At 68.5% G+C, this 16,630-nt stretch carries 16 protein-coding genes; 5 read left to right on the top strand and 11 right to left on the bottom strand.

The window, feature by feature from the left end:
- Nucleotides 1–9: 9 nt before the first annotated feature.
- The 3 genes from ASF30_RS05625 to ASF30_RS05635 are packed head-to-tail and all read right to left on the bottom strand — an operon-like array spanning nucleotide 10 to nucleotide 2,804.
- Nucleotides 10–981, bottom strand: coding sequence for a hypothetical protein (locus tag ASF30_RS05625; protein ID WP_055902784.1), 972 nt, complete (start codon nucleotides 979–981; stop codon nucleotides 10–12).
- Nucleotides 978–1,319, bottom strand: a complete 342-nt coding sequence (locus ASF30_RS05630; protein WP_055902787.1) for a PadR family transcriptional regulator — start codon at nucleotides 1,317–1,319, stop codon at nucleotides 978–980. The genes ASF30_RS05625 and ASF30_RS05630 overlap by 4 nt, the downstream gene beginning before the upstream one ends.
- Before the next feature lie 27 nt (nucleotides 1,320–1,346).
- Nucleotides 1,347–2,804: a helix-turn-helix domain-containing protein gene (locus tag ASF30_RS05635; RefSeq protein WP_055902789.1), complete on the bottom strand. Its 1,458-nt coding sequence runs from the start codon at nucleotides 2,802–2,804 to the stop codon at nucleotides 1,347–1,349.
- Nucleotides 2,805–2,929: 125 nt separating this feature from the next.
- Here ASF30_RS05635 and ASF30_RS05640 point away from each other — a divergent pair, with 125 nt between their 5' ends.
- Nucleotides 2,930–4,801: a phosphoenolpyruvate carboxykinase (GTP) gene (locus tag ASF30_RS05640; RefSeq protein WP_055902792.1), complete on the top strand. Its 1,872-nt coding sequence runs from the start codon at nucleotides 2,930–2,932 to the stop codon at nucleotides 4,799–4,801.
- A gap of 87 nt (nucleotides 4,802–4,888) precedes the next feature.
- Here ASF30_RS05640 and ASF30_RS05645 read toward each other — a convergent pair whose 3' ends face one another.
- From ASF30_RS05645 to ASF30_RS05655, 3 genes are all read right to left on the bottom strand, one after another.
- Nucleotides 4,889–5,452: a hypothetical protein gene (locus ASF30_RS05645; protein ID WP_157497036.1), complete on the bottom strand. Its 564-nt coding sequence runs from the start codon at nucleotides 5,450–5,452 to the stop codon at nucleotides 4,889–4,891.
- A 543-nt stretch (nucleotides 5,453–5,995) separates the two neighbouring features.
- Nucleotides 5,996–7,948, bottom strand: a complete 1,953-nt coding sequence (locus ASF30_RS05650) for an ABC transporter ATP-binding protein (RefSeq protein ID WP_055902798.1) — start codon at nucleotides 7,946–7,948, stop codon at nucleotides 5,996–5,998.
- Between the two features lie 73 nt (nucleotides 7,949–8,021).
- Nucleotides 8,022–8,237 (bottom strand): hypothetical protein, encoded by a 216-nt coding sequence (locus ASF30_RS05655; RefSeq protein ID WP_055902800.1) that lies wholly within the window; start codon nucleotides 8,235–8,237, stop codon nucleotides 8,022–8,024.
- 166 nt (nucleotides 8,238–8,403) lie between these two features.
- Between ASF30_RS05655 and ASF30_RS05660 the strand changes: the two genes are divergently transcribed.
- Genes ASF30_RS05660 through ASF30_RS05670 form a run of 3 tightly spaced genes read left to right on the top strand, consistent with a single transcriptional unit; the run spans nucleotide 8,404 to nucleotide 11,008 of the window.
- On the top strand, nucleotides 8,404–9,342 hold the full coding sequence (locus ASF30_RS05660; RefSeq protein WP_055902803.1) for an ABC transporter ATP-binding protein: 939 nt from the start codon (nucleotides 8,404–8,406) through the stop codon (nucleotides 9,340–9,342).
- A complete protein-coding gene (locus ASF30_RS05665) occupies nucleotides 9,339–10,184 on the top strand; it encodes an ABC transporter permease (RefSeq protein WP_082467497.1) in 846 nt (281 codons plus the stop codon). Before ASF30_RS05660 ends, ASF30_RS05665 begins: the two co-directional genes overlap by 4 nt.
- Nucleotides 10,181–11,008: an ABC transporter permease gene (locus ASF30_RS05670; RefSeq protein WP_055902807.1), complete on the top strand. Its 828-nt coding sequence runs from the start codon at nucleotides 10,181–10,183 to the stop codon at nucleotides 11,006–11,008. Before ASF30_RS05665 ends, ASF30_RS05670 begins: the two co-directional genes overlap by 4 nt.
- A gap of 9 nt (nucleotides 11,009–11,017) precedes the next feature.
- On the opposite strand, the gene ASF30_RS05675 is transcribed toward ASF30_RS05670, so the two are convergent.
- Complete coding sequence (locus ASF30_RS05675) at nucleotides 11,018–12,358, bottom strand: MFS transporter (protein WP_055902810.1); 1,341 nt, start codon at nucleotides 12,356–12,358, stop codon at nucleotides 11,018–11,020.
- 193 nt (nucleotides 12,359–12,551) lie between these two features.
- Here ASF30_RS05675 and ASF30_RS05680 point away from each other — a divergent pair, with 193 nt between their 5' ends.
- Nucleotides 12,552–13,010, top strand: a complete 459-nt coding sequence (locus ASF30_RS05680; RefSeq protein WP_055902816.1) for a DUF2269 family protein — start codon at nucleotides 12,552–12,554, stop codon at nucleotides 13,008–13,010.
- 47 nt (nucleotides 13,011–13,057) lie between these two features.
- Here the strand turns inward: ASF30_RS05680 and ribH are convergent, their stop codons facing one another.
- Genes ribH through ribD form a run of 4 tightly spaced genes read right to left on the bottom strand, consistent with a single transcriptional unit; the run spans nucleotide 13,058 to nucleotide 16,571 of the window.
- Nucleotides 13,058–13,534 (bottom strand): 6,7-dimethyl-8-ribityllumazine synthase, encoded by a 477-nt coding sequence (gene ribH, locus ASF30_RS05685; RefSeq protein WP_055902818.1) that lies wholly within the window; start codon nucleotides 13,532–13,534, stop codon nucleotides 13,058–13,060.
- Nucleotides 13,531–14,838 carry a bifunctional 3,4-dihydroxy-2-butanone-4-phosphate synthase/GTP cyclohydrolase II gene (locus ASF30_RS05690; RefSeq protein WP_055902820.1) on the bottom strand — a complete coding sequence of 436 codons (1,308 nt, stop codon included), beginning with the start codon at nucleotides 14,836–14,838 and terminating at the stop codon, nucleotides 13,531–13,533. Before ASF30_RS05690 ends, ribH begins: the two co-directional genes overlap by 4 nt.
- Entirely contained in the window at nucleotides 14,835–15,515 is a 681-nt protein-coding gene (locus ASF30_RS05695) for a riboflavin synthase (protein WP_082467499.1), read from the bottom strand. Before ASF30_RS05695 ends, ASF30_RS05690 begins: the two co-directional genes overlap by 4 nt.
- A gap of 9 nt (nucleotides 15,516–15,524) precedes the next feature.
- Nucleotides 15,525–16,571 (bottom strand): bifunctional diaminohydroxyphosphoribosylaminopyrimidine deaminase/5-amino-6-(5-phosphoribosylamino)uracil reductase RibD, encoded by a 1,047-nt coding sequence (gene ribD / locus ASF30_RS05700; protein ID WP_055902821.1) that lies wholly within the window; start codon nucleotides 16,569–16,571, stop codon nucleotides 15,525–15,527.
- Nucleotides 16,572–16,630 lie beyond the last annotated feature (59 nt).

Below are 16,630 nucleotides of genomic sequence, written 5' to 3' on the forward strand. Positions count from 1 at the left end.
GCTGAGTTCTCAGCGGGCGGAGGCCAGGCGGGGGTGGCGCACTCTGTACGCGTTGTAGAACCCGTCGATGACGTCCCAGACGGCGATGGCGACGAGACTGACGACCACGATGATGCTGGTGATGCGCCACGCCTCGTCGAAGTCGTCGTCGGTCTGCAGTGCGACAGCGTCGACGAAGGCCGGGTTGAGGATGCTCCCCATGAACCAGAGCCACACCGCGGGCACCGCGAAGGCCACGTTCAGGAGCACGTTCACGCCGGCCAGCGCGTAGCTCCAGCCCCGGAAGTAGAGCACCAAGGCGAAGGCGATCTCGGCCACGGTGAGGATCATGAAGAACGGGATCCAGAACGACCAGAGCTCGGGGTTCAGCACGGGAAGCACATCGTCGCTTCCAGCGAGGTAGGGGTTGAACTGCTGCCAGACCAGGGCGACCAGGAGCAGCGTGAGGAACACCACGCTCGCGATGAGCTGGCCGAGGGCGGAATGCTGCGTCGGTGACGGCACCTCCGGGAGCTGCTCGGGGGTCCACTCGATCATGGGAGCGCCCTTCGCGCTCCGATCGAGGATCACGAAGGCGACGGTGGTCCAGAATCCGAGGTTGACCGTGACCTGGATCGCTCCACCGATCATCGATCCGATGATCGCGCCGACGGTGGCGCCGGCGATGAACTGTCCGACGCCGATGCCGAGCGTCGCGATCGGCACGACGATGAGCAGGAGCAGCTTCAGCAGCCGCCACCAGAGCAGGTAGTACGCCGGGCCGATGAGGGTGAGCGGGCGATCGGCGTAGCGGGCGGCGAGTACCAACGGGTCGCCGAGTTCGACGATGGCGTCGCGCTCGGCGGTGGGCGATGCGGCCTCGAGATGGGCGTCCATGGCGTCGGCCACGAGGGCGCGCACCTCCTGCTCGAGCTCGGGTCGCTGGCTCTCGGGTGCTGTGCGCACCACGGCCCAGACGTAACGGTCGGTGAGGGTGGTCATGATCCTTCTCCTCGGATGAGTCGGCGGAGGGAGTCGTCGATGCGACCCCAGTCATCGGTGAGGGCTGACGCCATCTGCTCGCCCTCGGTGCTCGTGCGATAGAACTTGCGCGGGCGGGACTCCTCGGTGTTCCACTCGCTCGTGAGCAGGCCCTGCTTCTCGAGCCGACGGAGCAACGGATACAGCGTGTTGGCGTCGACGCTGAAACCCAACGTGTCGAGGGTCTCGAGCAGCGCATAGCCGTAGTCGGGGGTGCGCAGCCGCAGCAGGCAGGCGAGGACGACGGTTCCGCGGCGCAGTTCCTGCAGGTGTCCCGTGATCAGATCGTCATCGCCCATGCGTCACACCATACTGTGTGACACACACTATTGCAATGGGTCACCTGATGCGGCGTGAGCCTCCAGGAAGGAGTAGACGGCACCGTCGTCGACGCCCGGGAAGGTGCCGGACGGCAGCGGAGACAGGATCTGCGCGTGCAGTCTCGCGCTCGGCCACGCCTGACCGGCCCAGCGGCCGGCGAGCTCGGCCGGAGCGCGACGACAGCACGACTCGTCGGGGCAGGTCGACACGGCCCGCACCGTGGTCTCGCGGCCACGGAACCACTTCGCCTCGCTGAACGGCACTCCGAGGGTGATCGAGTACTCGCCGTCATCCGATCGTCCGGTCTGGGTCGCGCACCAGTAGGTTCCGGCAGGGGTGTCGGTGTACTGGTAGAACTCCGTGGTGCGGTTCGTGTGGGTGAAGGCGTTGCGGGCGCTCCACTTCTTGCACACCCACTGCCCCTCGATGGAGCCTGTCACGTCTGTCGGCAGCGGGATGTCGTCGTTCTCGTAGCCCTTCAGCAGTGCTCCGTCGCCGTTGACGCGCAGGAAGTGCATGGTCATGTCGAGGTGCACCGTGCCGAGGTTGGTGAAGCGCAGGGCCGCTGCCTCGTGCGTGACTCCGAAGGCATCCCTGAAGTCCTCGATGGCCAGGCGCTTCTCCTTCTTCGCCGCCGACAGGAAGGCGACCGACGCCTCCTGCGGCATGAGGCAGCAGGCGGCGAAGTAGTTGATCTCGAGTCGCTGCTGCAGGAACTCCGCGTAACTCGCAGGCCTCTCGTGACCCAGGATGCGGTGGGCCATCGCCTGGAGGGCCATCGAGCGCAGGCCGTGTCCGCCGGGGATGGAGGCCGGAGGCAGGTAGATGCGGCCGTTCGCGATGTCGGTGATGGAACGGGTGGAGTCCGGCAGGTCGTTGACGTAGATGAGCTGGAAGCCGAGCTGCTCGGCCATCACGCTGACCTCGCGGTGGGTGAGGGCGCCGACCCTGTGCCCGGCGGCGCGCACGCGCTCCTCGGCGAGCCTTTCGATCTCGGGCAGGTGATTCTGCTTCTCGCGCATCCGCTCGCGCAGTTCGGTGTTGGCCCGACGGGCCTCCTCCGGGGTTGCGATGGCCTCCGACGCGCGTCGGGCGAGTTCGCGGTGCAACCCGAGCATGGCCTCGAGGGTCTCGTCGGGTGTGCCTCGGGTGGGCTTGACCGCCGGGAGCCCGAGCGAGACGTAGAGCGGATTGCGCTGCGCCTTCGCGAGCTCGATCTCGAGGGCGGCACGGGTGTTCGGCGCCTCAGTGGCCAGAAGCGTCGTGAGATCGACCTCGAGGGCGCCGGCTATGGCCTGCAGGGTGCCGACACGGGCTTCGCGCTTGCCGTTCTCGATGAGGGAGAGCTGGCTGCCCGCGATGCCGACGCGCTCGCCGAGCTGGTCGAGGGTGAGCCCGCGCTCGCCGCGGAAGTGCCTGATGCGATGGCCGAGGGTGGTCAGATCGGAGCCGCGTTGCTTCATGACTTGAGAATAGCGAAAGTTTCCTGTTTCTTAACGGCGGATCTGCGGCATCCGGAGCTCAATACTGCGTGAGTCTTAAATCACCAGCGACCCCCTCCCGCAGGATCAACCGAAAGGCGAGCGCCATGACCATCTCCGACATCGCAACGGGCACGGCATCCGACGGACGTGAGCGGGATGCATCCGGTCCCGTGACGGGTACCACGGATCGGGGCCTGCGCTCCTGGGTCGGCGAGATCGCGACGATCACGAAGCCCGACGCGATCGTCTGGTGCGACGGCTCGATGGCCGAGGCCGATCGGCTCACCAAAGAACTCGTCGCCAGTGGGAGCCTCATCCGCCTGAACCCCGAGTGGCGGCCGAACAGCTACCTGGCGCGTACCGACCCGGGGGACGTCGCCAGGGTCGAGGACCGCACCTTCATCTGCTCGACCTACGAGGAGGACGCAGGGCCGACGAACAACTGGCGCGATCCCCGCGAGATGCGCGAGGAACTCGCCGACGTCTTCGACGGCTCGATGCGCGGCCGCACGATGTACGTCGTGCCGTTCTCGATGGGACCGCTGGGCGGCCCGATCTCGCAGCTCGGCGTCGAGATCACCGACTCGCCCTACGTCGTGCTCAGCATGGGCGTCATGACGCGCATGGGCGACAGGGTCTACAGGATGATCGAGGACGGCGAGCCGTGGGTGCGCACTGTGCACAGCGTCGGCTACCCGCTGCGCGACGAGCGAGGCTTCAAGCGAGCGGATGCCGAGTGGCCGTGCAACCCCGAGAAGTACATCGTGCAGTTCCCCGACACCAGGGAGGTGTGGTCCTTCGGGTCGGGCTACGGCGGCAACGCGCTGCTGGCGAAGAAGTGCTTCGCCCTGAGGATCGCGTCGGTCATGGGCCGGGACGAGGGCTGGATGGCCGAGCACATGCTGCTCATCAAGATCACCTCGCCGGAGGGGCGCGCCTACCACGTGGCGGCAGCGTTCCCCTCGGCGTGCGGGAAGACGAACCTCGCCATGCTGCGCCCGTCGATCCCCGGTTGGACCGTCGAGACCCTCGGAGACGACATCGCGTGGATGCGCCCCGGCGAGGACGGCCGCCTCTGGGCGATCAACCCCGAGGCTGGATTCTTCGGCGTGGCACCCGGCACCGGCGAGACCACCAACCCCACGGCCGTGCAGACGCTCTGGGGGAACACCATCTTCACGAACGTCGCCCTCCGCCCCGACGGCGACGTCTGGTGGGAGGGCCTGACCGAGGCGACGCCGGCTGAGCTCACGGATTGGACCGGCCAGCCGTGGACGCCGGACTCCGGCCGACCGGCGGCGCATCCGAACTCGCGCTTCACCGTCGCAGCGGCCCAGTGCCCGACCATGGCGGACGACTGGGAGTCGTTCGCCGGCGTGCCCATCGACGCGATCCTGTTCGGCGGGCGCCGGGCGACGAACGTGCCGCTGGTGGCGCAGGCGCGCACCTGGAAGCACGGCGTGTTCATGGGCGCGACGATCTCCTCGGAGACGACCGCCGCTGCCGAGGGCACTGTCGGCGAGCTCCGACGTGATCCGTTCGCGATGCTGCCGTTCTGCGGCTACAACATGGCCGACTACTGGGGACACTGGGTGAAGATGGGCCGTACGCTCGGCACCCAGGCGCCGGCGATCTTCCAGGTGAACTGGTTCCGCAAGGGGGAGGACGGCTCGTTCCTCTGGCCCGGCTTCGGCGAGAACGCGCGCGTGCTCGAGTGGATCATCCGTCGACTCGAGGGCACGGCGGATGCCGTCTCCACGCCGATCGGCCTGGTTCCGGCGGAGGGTTCCCTCGACGTCGACGGGCTCGACCTCGAGCCCGGGGTCGTCGACGCCCTATTCGACGTGGATGCGGAGTCCTGGCTCGCCGAGTGCGACCTCACCGAGGAGTACTTCGACCTGTTCGGCAGCCGGGTGCCTGCGGCGCTGCGGGCCGAGCTCGCCAGCATCCGGTACCACCTGGCCCGCTCGGCCTGAGCGACGCGAACACACTCTTCGGCGTCGAGTTGCCCACTTCCGCTAGTCGCGTACTGCTGACACTGGCGGAAGTGGGCAACTCGACGGTCAGGGGCGCCAGCCGCGACGGAGCAGCGCGGCACGGATGCGGGCGACCACCTCGGGCAACGGATGCTCGCTGCCGATGCGCATGCTGTACCAGTCCACATCCTGGATGTCATTGAATCGCGTCAAATCGCGATTCCACTGCGACCGGTCCAGTCTGTGCTGCTCCCCTTCGTAGTCGAGCAGCATCCGATATTCGGGGTAGGCGAGGTCGCCTCGGGCGATGAGTCGTCCCGACGCGTCGCGAAGGTCGAAGTTGAGGTGAGGGCGCGGCAGGCCGTCCGCGATGATGGCCAGGCGTATGAGCGTCTTGCGCGGCGACTCCGAGCGATCGACGAGCTCGGGAAAGGCGGCTGAGAGCAGCCGAGCTCCGCGGCGATGCCCATGGCCGACGATGGCTGCAGACAACCCCGCTCGATCGGCCAGTGGCTCCTTCCAGTAGAGAAGCCGATCACCAGCCATGATGAGCTCGTCAGTGCTCGTGGTGAGCGTAGCGAGATCGCACCACGTGCGACTGGCCGTCGTCATCGGTACGTCATTGATCGAGATGACGTCGTCCGTGCCCATGACCATGCTGTGGCCACGGATTCCGCGGGCATGCTGAGCGCGAGCTGGAGAGGCGACGCTCACGTGGAGATAGGGCTCCTTCTCGAGTCGGGACGGGACTGGGATCCCGTGGAGCAACGCTGAGGTGCTGTGGCTGATCACGGACCCCGCCGGGAGCCTCTGCAGCAGGGTGCGACAGAGATCGTGAAGCGCGAGAGGCCCGTCCGTGTGAGCGCGCGTTCCCCAGAACGGGCGGCTCAGATCGGCAGCACGCAGGCGGTGTTCAGATACGCCGGCCGCACGCCCTGTCGCGAAGGCGAATGCGGAGTGCTGGAGCGGGATGGGCAATGTCGAGCGTCGGGTCACGCCTCAGATTCCCGCCAGCCGACGCTGTGGCCAGGCGCGTGAGCCTTCTCGTCAGTCCGTCCCGTGACGATCGAGGTTGTGGGGGAGCCCGGCCTACGTCCAACTGCCCACTTCCGCTAGTGGTCGGCGCTGAGCACTAGCGGAAGTGGGCAATTGGGCGAACCCGACCCGCCGCGTCGAGTCCGGGGAGGGGAGCGACTACACCAGCAGCTGGTGCTTCGCCAGGTCGCGGTAGAGCGGGGTGCTCTCGACGAGTTCGGAGTGCGTTCCCGTGCCGATCACCCGGCCGTGGTCGAGCACCACGATCTGGTCGGAGTCGACCACCGTCGACAGCCTGTGCGCGATGACGATGAGGGTGCGGTCCTCGGCCACGGCATCGATCGCCGCGCGCATCTTCTGCTCGTTGACGCCGTCGAGGCTCGAGGTCGACTCGTCGAGCAGCAGGATGGGCGACTCCGAGAGCAGCGCCCGTCCGATGGCGAGCCTCTGGCGCTCGCCGCCTGAGAGCATCACGCCGTTCTCGCCGACCTCGGCCGACAGCCCCGCCGGATCCCGGTCGAGGACGTCGAGCAGGTTCACCGCGCCGAGCACGGCGACGCACTGCTCGTCGGTGGCATCGGGCGCCGACAGCACGAGGTTGTCGCGGATCGAGCCGGCGAGCACCGGGGCGTCCTGCTCGACGTAGCCGATCTGCGCGCGCAGGTCGTGTCGGTCGAGGGAACGGATGTCGAGGCCCCCGAGACGCACCTCTCCGCCGGTCGGATCGTAGAAGCGCTCGATGAGGGCGAGGATGGTGCTCTTGCCTGCGCCCGACGGCCCGACGAGGGCCGTGCGCTTGCCGCGCGGGGCGCTGAACGAGACGCCGCCGAGAACGGCCGGGCGCTGGATCGCCGGAGCGTCGGCTCCGGCGTCGGCAACGACATCCGTCACGGCCTCCAGCGAGCCGGTCTGGGAGAGCTCATCGAGTTCCACGAGGGGATTGAGGGTGACTGCAGGCGCCTCGGACGGCTCGACGATGACAGACGTCGCGGGGTAGGAGAACCTCACGTCGCGGAACTCGATCGCCGGCGCATCGGGCAGCACGGCGTCGTTCGCGGCACCGATGATGACGGCGAGCGGAGCCAGGTCGCGGTCGTTCTGCGACTCGGTGGGCAGGTCGATGATCTCCTGGATGCGGCCCAGGGCACCGAGCGCCGAGTTCACCGAGGTGAGGGCGCCGAAGGCCGAACCCAGCGGAGCGATGAGCATGAAGAGGAGCATGATGAAGGCGACGAGGTTGCCGATCTCGATCTCGCCGGAGGCGACCCTGTAGCCGCCAAGCCCGAGGACGACGAGCAGGGAGACCTGCAGGGCGATGCCGGCGACGGGCACGACGAGAGCCGAGATCCTCGCGACCTTGACACCGGCCTCGTAGGCTCCAACGGCGTGCTGCTCTACCGTGGCGATCTCGCGATCGGTGGCGTTGGACGCGCGTACGGTGCGCACGGCGCTGATCGAGCGCTCGACGCCCGACGCCAGCTCGCCCACCTTCGACTGGGTGACATGACTGGCCTCCCGGATGCGGCCGGAGAGCAGTACGACGACGACGATCGAGATGGCGATGACGAGCACCGTCGCGCCGAGGAGCACGGGGTCGATCACCAGCATCGCGATGAGGGCGCCGACGAACAGCAGCACTCCGCCGACGCTGTCGACGAGGCCCTGGGTGAGCACGGCGCGCAACAGCGTGGTGTCGCTGCCCACGCGGGACACGAGGTCGCCCGTGCGGCGGCTGTCGAACTGCGCGATCGGCAGGTGCAGCATCCGCGCGATCAGGCGCTTGCGACTCGCGAGCACCACGGATTCGCCGGTCCGCTGGAGCAGGTAGTGCTGGTAGCCGCTGATGAGGGCGGCTATGACGACGAGGGCGACGAGGACCGTGACGAGATTGCCGAGGTCGTCGCCGGCCTGGACCTGCGTGATCAGGCTGCTCACGAGAAGCGGCTGCGCGAGGCTCGCCGCGGCCCCGAGCACGCTCAGCACGACGACGGCGACGATCACGCCCTTCTGCTCGAAGATGTAGGGCAGCAGCTGGCTGAAGGTCGCCCGGGGTCCGTCCTTGGGGGTGGACCGGCGGCCGAGGCCGCGCGAGCGCGTGGATGTTTCGCTCATGACTTCTCTCTGATTGCTCGGATGCCGTCCGGCGCGTTCCCGCGCCCGCTCGGCTCCCGGTGGAACTGATGACTCAGCTTCGCCCGTACTTCTTGTGAACGGCCTGCTTGCTCACCTCGAGGGCGAGCGCGATGAGCTGCCAGCTCGCGCCGCGCGCCCTGGCGCGACGCACGGCGACGGACTCCACCCTGTCGAGTTCCCGCCGCAGGCGATGGATCGCCCGGAGCGAGTCGATGGGGTCGTCGCCTCCCGCGCTGGCGGCGAGGGTGTGAATCGTGGTGACGTCCATGTCGTCAACTGTAGTTGACGTTTCGGTATTCGTCAATTTCGGTTGACGAATCGGGTCTGTGGAGGTCATCCCTCTATTCTCCCCCCGTTCGCGGGCGGCCCGGTCCGGAGGCCGCAGACGGCCGACGCTTCGCCGGGGTGTCCGGGGGCTTCGCTAGGTTGGACTGGTGCCAGAGCCCGTCATCGTCGCCCGTGATCTCGTCAAGAAGTACCAGGACTTCGTCGCCGTCGGCGGAATCTCGTTCGAGGTCGCCCCGGGTGAGTCCTTCGGGCTCCTGGGTCCGAACGGGGCCGGCAAGTCGACGACCATGCGCATGGTGGGCGCCGTCTCCACCCGCACGAGCGGTGAGCTGAGCATCCTGGGGCTCGATCCCGATGAGCACGGCCCCGAGATCCGGTCTCAGCTGGGGGTTGTCCCGCAGTCCGACAACCTCGACACCGAACTGCGCGTGCGCGAGAACCTGCTGGTCTACGGGCGCTACTTCGGGCTCCCTCGCAAGCTGGTGGCCTCCAGGGCCGACGAGCTCCTCGCGTTCGCCCAGCTCGAGGGCAAGGAGAAGGCGCGCGTCGATGCGCTCTCGGGCGGCATGAAGCGCCGGCTCACCATCGCCCGCGCCCTCATCAACGATCCCCGCATCCTGCTGCTCGACGAACCGACGACGGGCCTCGACCCGCAGGCGCGCCACATCCTCTGGGACCGCCTGTTCCGGCTGAAAGAGGACGGCACGACCCTGCTGCTCACCACCCACTACATGGACGAGGCCGAGCAGCTCTGCGATCGTCTCGTCGTCGTCGACAAGGGCACGATCATGGCCGAGGGTTCGCCGGCCGAGCTCATCCGCGCCTACTCGACCAAGGAGGTGCTCGAGGTGCGCTTCGGCAGCGACCTGAACGCCGACATCGGCGAGCAGCTCGCCCGGGCCCAGGGAACCGACGGCGGACGGGTCGAAGTGCTCCCCGACAGGGTGCTCGTCTACAGCGACAACGGCGAGGCCGAACTCGTGAAGATGACGGATGCCGGGCTTCGGCCGATCACGAGCCTCGTTCGGCGCTCCAGCCTCGAAGACGTCTTCCTGCGGCTCACCGGACGGAGCCTCATCGAATGAGCGTGCTGAGCAACCAGGGCACCGACGCCGCGCGCGCCATCGCGGCGGGGCGCCGGTCGCGCCGCTGGGGAGCCTGGTACGTCACCGAGCACAGGTTGCGCGCCATGCGCACCTACACCGGCACAGTGGTGATCGCCGGCATCGGCAGCCCGCTGCTCTACCTCTACGCCCTCGGTGTCGGTCTCGCGACGATCGTCGACGCCAACATGGGGTCCGATGCCGTCGACGGCGTCAGTTACCTCGTCTTCGTCGCGCCGGCCCTGCTCGCCAGCGCGGCCATCACTGTCGCCAGCGAGGAGTTCACGTACCCGATCATGCTCGGCTACAAGTGGAACCCCACGTTCACCGGCGCCGCAGCATCCCCGATCCGCCCCGCGCAGATCGTCGACGGAGTGGTGTACTCGGTGATCATCCGGATGACGGTGAACCTCGTGCTGTTCTACGCATTGATGCTGGTGTTCGGGGCCTCCCCGTCGCCCATCGGCTTCCTCGGAATCGTCGCGGGACTCCTCGGCGGCCTCGCCTTCGGAACCGTGATCATGGGCTACGCCTCGACGCTCGAGGAGGACACCGGCCAGCTCGCCATGGTGCAGCGCTTCATCGTGCTGCCCATGACGCTGTTCTCCGGCACCTTCTTCCCGCTCTCGGCCTTCCCGGACTACCTGCAGTGGATCGGCTGGATCTCGCCCCTGTGGCACGCCACCGAGCTCGCGCGGGTGTTCTCCTACGGATACGCCGAGCCCATCTGGCTCACCGTCGTGCACGTGGCCTACCTCGTGGCGCTCACCGTCATCGGCTGGGCCTGGTCGCGGCGCATCGCGGTGCGGAGGCTGAACTCGTGACGGGCGCGACGGACTTCGCCCCGAGCAGCATCCGCCCCCGTCCGGTGCGTTCGCTCTACGCGGGCAACGCGCGTGCCGTCATGCTGCGCGGCTGGCGGGCGACGGCGAGCACCAACTGGCTGGTGGTCGTCAGCGGACTGTTCGAGCCGATCTTCTACCTGCTCGCCATGGGGGTCGGGCTCGGCACGCTCATCGGCGACGTGACGTTGCCCAACGGGCAGGAGGTCAGCTATCCGGCGTTCATCGCTCCGGCGCTGCTCGCCGTCGCCGCCATGAACGGCGCCATCTACGACTCGACCTGGAACGTCTTCTTCAAGATGCAGTTCGCGAAGCTCTACGAGGGGATGCTGTCGACCTCGCTCGGGCCTCTCGACGTCGCCCTCGGCGAGATCCTGCTCGCACTCCTGCGCGGCGCGCTGTACGCCGTCGGGTTCCAGTTCGTCATGCAGGTGCTCGGGCTCAACCTGTCGTGGTGGGCGTTGCTCGCGCTGCCGGCCGTGCTGCTCATAGCCTTCGGCTTCGCGAGCGTGGGCATGGCCGTCACGAGCTACATGAAGACGTTCCAGCAGATGGACTGGATCAACTTCATCCTGCTGCCGATGTTCCTGTTCTCGGCCACGTTCTACCCGCTGAGCGTGTACCCGCAGTGGTTGCAGTACGTGATCCAGGCCATGCCGCTGTGGCACGGCGTCGAACTCGTACGCGGCCTGACGACAGGGGACGTGAGCTGGGGGCTGCTGTGGCACGTGCTCTACTACGTCGTGATGATCGCGCTGGGACTGGTGTTCACGACGAAGCGGTTGCGCACTCTGTTCCTGGACTGACGGCCCGGCCTACGCCACGTTGTCGGTGTACGCGACGTCGCCGGTGTCCTTGCTGATGATGAGCGCCACGAGGGTGATGGCTCCGGCGAGGCTCAGGTAGACGCCGACGAACACCGGGCTGCCGCCGGCGTTCTGCCAGAGCGCCACGGCGATGAACGGGGCGAGAGCCGCGCCGAGGATCGACGCCACGTTGTAGCTGATGGCCGAGCCGGTGTAGCGCACGTTCGTCGGGAACAGCTCCGGCAGCACGGCGCCCATCGGGCCGAAGGTGAGGCCCATGAGAGTGAAGCCGATGATGAGGAGCGCCATCACGCCGATGGTGCCGCCGGCGAACAGGGGAACGAAGAGCAACCCGAAGACGATGATGCCGATGGTCGTGATGATGAGAGTGCGTCGGCGGCCGAAGCGCTCGGCGAGCGGACCGGACACGAGCGTGAAGATGCCGAAGAAGACCACGCCGATGATCAGCATGATGAGGAACGACTCCCGGCTGTAGCCCAGGCCCGAGACGGCGGCATCCGTCGGCGTCGTTCCATAGGTGAGCGTGAAGGTCGTCATCAGGTAGAACAGCACGTACGTCGCCAGCATGATGAAGGTGCCGAGGATCAGCGGGCGCCAGCTGGTCTTCACGACCCGTGCCAGCGGGAGCTTGGCGACCTCGCCCTGCTCGACGACCTTGGTGAAAGCCGGGGTCTCGATGAGCTTCAGCCGCACGTACAGGCCGATGGCCACGAGGATGGCGCTGGCGATGAACGGCACGCGCCAGCCCCACGCGAGGAAGGCGTCTGCGTCGATGGTCGCGGACAGCACGAGGAACACACCGTTGGCGAGGATGAAGCCGATGGGGGCTCCGAGCTGCGGGAAGGTGCCCCAGATGGCACGCTTGCCGGCCGGCGCGTTCTCGGTCGCGAGGAGGGCGGCGCCGCTCCACTCGCCGCCGAGGCCGAGGCCCTGCCCGAACCGCATCACCACGAGCAGCGCGGGGGCCAGGATCTCCCAGCCCGGAGTGAGGGCCGTGGGCAGGATGCCGATGATGAACGTCGCGATGCCCATGGTGAGCAGCGAGGCGACGAGAGTCCCCTTGCGCCCGACGCGATCCCCGAAGTGCCCGAAGACGATGGAGCCGATCGGCCGCGCGACGAAGGCGACTCCGAAGACGGCGAAGGACTGCAGCAGTGCCACCGTCGGGTCGGCGTTGACGAAGAACAGCGTCGGGAAGACGAGCACGGCGGCCGTCGCGTAGACGTAGAAGTCGTAGAACTCGATCGAGGTTCCGATGAGGCTCGCGAGGATGACGCGGCCTCGGGTGTTGGCCGGAGCGGCCGGAGTCTCGGCGACGGATGCAGACATGGGAGGAGCGCTTTCGGTGCAGGGGCTGGCGTCAGCGGCACGCGCGCGTCGTCGGTCCGGCGGGAGAGGCGTGCTGCTGGGGATTCGAAAGTCGCTTGTGGCAACCCGTCCACGGTACGCCCCCGTCCCCCATCATGCCGAATCGGGGTACGGATGCTGGCCCTCGGTGCGACGGGACTCCTAGGCTGGCGGCATGAACGAACTCTTCAACGTGCTGCACGTCGTCACGGCCGTGTTCATCGTGGGGCCGCTGGCGATCCTGCCGATGACGGCGCTGCGGGCACTGCGCTCTGGCAACGGCGCCCAGGTGAAGACCCTCGCCACCTCGACGTCGGTGTTCGGCCGGTTGTCGATCCTGGTGGTGCTCCTCGGCTTCGCCGTGATGGGGACAAGCGACCCGAAGTACGGTCTGACGTTCCTCACCCCGTGGATCCTGTGGTCGCTGATCCTCTGGGTCGCGGCAGCCGTCGTCAGCGAGGCCGTCGTGGTGCCGTCGATGCGCAAGGCCGCTGCTGCCCTGGGTGCGACAGCCGGCGGTGGAACGACGGATGCGTCAGGCGCATCGCAGTACTACGGCCGTATCGCAGGCGGCAGCGGCGTGGTCTCGCTTCTGCTCGTGGCCGTCGTGGTGCTCATGGTCTGGAAGCCGTAGACCCGCTTCGACGCGGACTCCGAGCGGAGCGACCGCCCGAAGCGCCGTCAGCGGTCCGCGCGCAGCGCCTGCAGGACCCGCACCGTCGACAGAGCGGCCTCGGCGGCCTCGGTGCCCTTGTCCTCCTTCGAGCCGGGCAGGCCGGCGCGATCGATGCCCTGCTTCTCATCGTCGAGCGTGAGCAGCCCGAAGCCGACGGGCTTGCCGGTGTCGAGGGCAACCCGCGTCAGGCCATCCGTCGCTGCAGCCGAGACGTACTCGAAGTGCGGGGTTCCGCCGCGGATGATCACACCCAGCGCGACCACGGCGTCGGCTCCGGCATCCAGAGCCGCCTTCGCGACCACGGGCAGCTCGAAGCTGCCCGGAACGCGCACGAGGGTGTGCGAGGCTCCGGCGGCGTCGAGGGTGCGCACAGCCCCAGCGATCAGTCCGTCGGTGATCTCGGTGTGCCAATGACCGGCGACGATGACGACGTTCAGTCCGGTTCCGTCGATGTCGAGGGTGGGGGAGCCTGCTCCGCTCATGATGCGTGTCCTTCCAGGAGGGGTTCTGTGCCGGCGGCGGTGAGGCGTACGCTCTCGGCGAGTTGCTGATCGGCGATGGCGTGACCCATGCGGTCGCGCTTGGTCTCGAGGTACGACTCGTTGAACGCGCCAACGCCCACGACGAGCGGAACCCGCTCCGTCACGGTGACGCCGCGCTCCTCGAGCTGCCGTACCTTCTCGGGGTTGTTGGTGAGCAGGCGCACCGAGGTGATGCCCATCTCGTCGAGGATGGCCGTGGCCGCCCCGTAGTCGCGGGCATCCGCAGGCAGGCCCAGGGCGAGGTTGGCGTCGAGGGTGTCGAGCCCGTCCTCCTGCAGCCTGTAGGCGCGCAGCTTGTTGATGAGTCCGATGCCGCGACCCTCGTGGCCGCGGAGGTAGATGACGATGCCGCCGTCGCGCTGGATGGTGTCGAGCGCAGCGTCCAGTTGCGGTCCGCACTCGCACTTGAGGGAGCCGAACGCCTCGCCGGTGAGGCACTCGGAGTGCACACGCACGAGGGCACCGGATGCCGCGGGAGTGCCGGCGACGATGGCCACGTGGTCTGCGCCGGTCTGGCGGTCGCGGTAGGCGCGCACCTTGAACGGGCCGTGCGTCGTCGGCACCGTGGTCTCGACCTCGAAGTCGACGCGCGAGCTCTCGGGGATCGGCGTCGCGACGGGAACATCGGTGTCGCAGTGCCACTCCTGCAGGTAGTCGATGATGGCCGCAACCGTGGTGACGGGCAGGTCCTCGCGCGCGCCGAGCTCGATGAGGCCGGGGAGGCGCATCATCTCTCCGTCGTCGGCCACGATCTCTCCGATGACGCCGACCGGGCTGAGGCCGGCCAGCTTCATGAGGTCGACGGCGGCCTCGGTGTGGCCGCCGCGTTCGCGGACGCCGCCCTCCTTGGCCCGCAACGGCAGCACGTGGCCGGGCCGGATGAGGCTCTCGGGCTGCGACGTCGGGTCGGCGAGCACGCGCAGGGTGTGGGCGCGATCGGCGGCACTGATGCCCGTGCTGACGCGGTCGGAGGCGTCGACGGTGATCGTGTACGCCGTGCCACGCGCATCCTGGCTCTGCGTGGTCATCAGCGGGAGCTCGAGCCTGTCGGCGTACTCGTCGGGCATGGGCGCGCAGAGGAAGCCGGAGGTGTTCCGTACCATCCACGCGATCCACTCCTGGCTGGCGAGTTCCGCAGCCATGATGGCGTCGCCCTCGTTCTCGCGGGCCTCGTCGTCGGCGACGATGACGGGCTTGCCGGCGCGCAGGGCGTCGAGCACTTCGGGGATGGTGGCGAGGCTCATCGTGAGCTCCCAACTGTCGTGGTGGATGTCGTGACGGCTGAGCCGTCGTGAAGCGATGAGGGCAGGCTGTGGTGCACGCCGAGCGACAGCATTCGCTCGACGTGGCGGGCGAGGATGTCGGTCTCGATGTTCACGCTGTCGCCGACGGCTCGCTCGCCCAGGGTGGTCGCCGTGAGGGTCTCGGGGATGAGGGAGACCTCGAACCAGCCGTCGTCGAGGCCGCCGCCCACGGCGCTGACCGTGAGCGAGGTGCCGTCGACGGCGATGGAGCCCTTGTCGACGACGAGGGGAGCGTGCTGCGGGTCGAGGCTGAACCTCACGACCCGCCAGGCGCTTCCGTCGGCGATGGAGAGCACTGTGGCAGTGCCGTCGATGTGCCCCTGCACGATGTGCCCGCCGAGCCTGTCGCCGACGGATGCAGCGCGTTCGAGGTTGACGGTGCGGCCCTCGGTCACTCCGGCCAGGGTGGACATCGCGAGGGTCTGCGCCATGACGTCTGCGGTGAAGGTCTCGGGGGTCGATGCCACGACGGTCAGGCACACGCCGCTCACGGAGATGGAGTCCCCGTGACGCGCGTCAGACACGACCAGTGGCCCGCGCACCGTGATGCGGGCGGCGTCGCCGGTGGTCTCGACGCGCTCGATGCGGCCGATCTCCTCGATGATTCCGGTGAACACTGCTGCCTCCTACGGCTTCTTCTTCAGGGTCGCGACGATCAGGAGATCGTCGCCGAGGGTGCTGGTGCTCTCGATGGAGAGCCTCAACGCGTCGTCGATGGTGCTGATTCCGACGTCGCCGATGGCGGTTCGCGGACCGCCGATGATCGCCGGGGCGAGGTAGACGAGCACCTCGTCGACGAGGCCCGCCCGGATGAAGGCGCTGGCGAGCGTGGGGCCGCCCTCGATGAACAGCGACCGGATGCCCGCGGCGTGGAGCTCGCGCAGCTCGGCGGCGAGGTCGGTGCCCGGGACGAAGATCGGCTCGTGGGGGCCGCGCCGGATGGCGGCATCCGTCGGCGTCGCGCGTGCTCCGAAGACGACCGGGATCGGCTGGTTCTCGTAGGGGCTCCCGTCGGCGTGGCGCGCCGAGAGAGCCGGGTCGTCGGCGAGCACGGTGCCTGTGCCCACGCCGATGGCGTCGGATGCCGCCCGGCGGGCGTGCACGTCGGCTCGCGCCTCGGGTCCGGTGATCCACTGGCTGGTGCCATCGGCGGCCGCCGCTCGGCCGTCGAGGCTGGACGCCCACTTCACGGTCACGACCGGGCGCTTGAGGCGGGCCGCCGGCAACCAGTCGCCGAGGCGAGCCGTGGTCTCGGCGAGCAGCGTGCCGCCCGTCACGTCGATGCCGGCCTCACGCAGCCGGTCGGCCCCGCCGGAGGAGTGGTCGCCGGGGTCGCTCACGCCGTACACGACGCGGCTGACGCCGGCGGAGATCAGCGCCTCGGAGCACGGCCCCGTTCGACCCGTGTGGTTGCACGGCTCCAGCGTGACGACGGCGGTGGCGCCGAGCGCCTCACCGGTCGAGAGCTTCGACAGGGCGTCCACCTCGGCATGGGGCGTGCCCGCGCCGCGGTGCCAGCCCTCGGCGATGGTGATGCCGTCGGCTGCGAGGATGACGCAGCCGACCTGCGGGTTCACGCCGCGGGCGGGGCCGTTCGCGGCGATCTCGACGGCGCGCGTCATCGCACGCTCGATCACGTCGTCGCTCAGCCGCTGGGCCGTCGTGCTGGTCATCCGGTCTCAATCCTGTTGAGCTCCGGGGCTTTTCGGGATCACCCGAAACCGTCGCTCGG

It is taken from the genome of Leifsonia sp. Leaf264, assembly GCF_001422325.1.
Classification (GTDB): Bacteria; Actinomycetota; Actinomycetes; order Actinomycetales; family Microbacteriaceae; genus Orlajensenia.

What these genes read in the sequence shown, in the direction of transcription:
- ASF30_RS05625 (WP_055902784.1), bottom strand. Translation starts at nt 981, where the DNA reads ATGACCACCCTCACCGACCGTTACGTCTGGGCCGTGGTGCGCACAGCA.
- ASF30_RS05630 (WP_055902787.1), bottom strand. Translation starts at nt 1,319, where the DNA reads ATGGGCGATGACGATCTGATCACGGGACACCTGCAGGAACTGCGCCGC.
- ASF30_RS05635 (WP_055902789.1), bottom strand. Translation starts at nt 2,804, where the DNA reads ATGAAGCAACGCGGCTCCGATCTGACCACCCTCGGCCATCGCATCAGG.
- ASF30_RS05640 (WP_055902792.1), top strand. Translation starts at nt 2,930, where the DNA reads ATGACCATCTCCGACATCGCAACGGGCACGGCATCCGACGGACGTGAG.
- ASF30_RS05645 (WP_157497036.1), bottom strand. Translation starts at nt 5,452, where the DNA reads ATGGGCACGGACGACGTCATCTCGATCAATGACGTACCGATGACGACG.
- ASF30_RS05650 (WP_055902798.1), bottom strand. Translation starts at nt 7,948, where the DNA reads ATGAGCGAAACATCCACGCGCTCGCGCGGCCTCGGCCGCCGGTCCACC.
- ASF30_RS05655 (WP_055902800.1), bottom strand. Translation starts at nt 8,237, where the DNA reads ATGGACGTCACCACGATTCACACCCTCGCCGCCAGCGCGGGAGGCGAC.
- ASF30_RS05665 (WP_082467497.1), top strand. Translation starts at nt 9,339, where the DNA reads ATGAGCGTGCTGAGCAACCAGGGCACCGACGCCGCGCGCGCCATCGCG.
- ASF30_RS05675 (WP_055902810.1), bottom strand. Translation starts at nt 12,358, where the DNA reads ATGTCTGCATCCGTCGCCGAGACTCCGGCCGCTCCGGCCAACACCCGA.
- ASF30_RS05680 (WP_055902816.1), top strand. Translation starts at nt 12,552, where the DNA reads ATGAACGAACTCTTCAACGTGCTGCACGTCGTCACGGCCGTGTTCATC.
- ribH (WP_055902818.1), bottom strand. Translation starts at nt 13,534, where the DNA reads ATGAGCGGAGCAGGCTCCCCCACCCTCGACATCGACGGAACCGGACTG.
- ASF30_RS05690 (WP_055902820.1), bottom strand. Translation starts at nt 14,838, where the DNA reads ATGAGCCTCGCCACCATCCCCGAAGTGCTCGACGCCCTGCGCGCCGGC.
- ribD (WP_055902821.1), bottom strand. Translation starts at nt 16,571, where the DNA reads ATGACCAGCACGACGGCCCAGCGGCTGAGCGACGACGTGATCGAGCGT.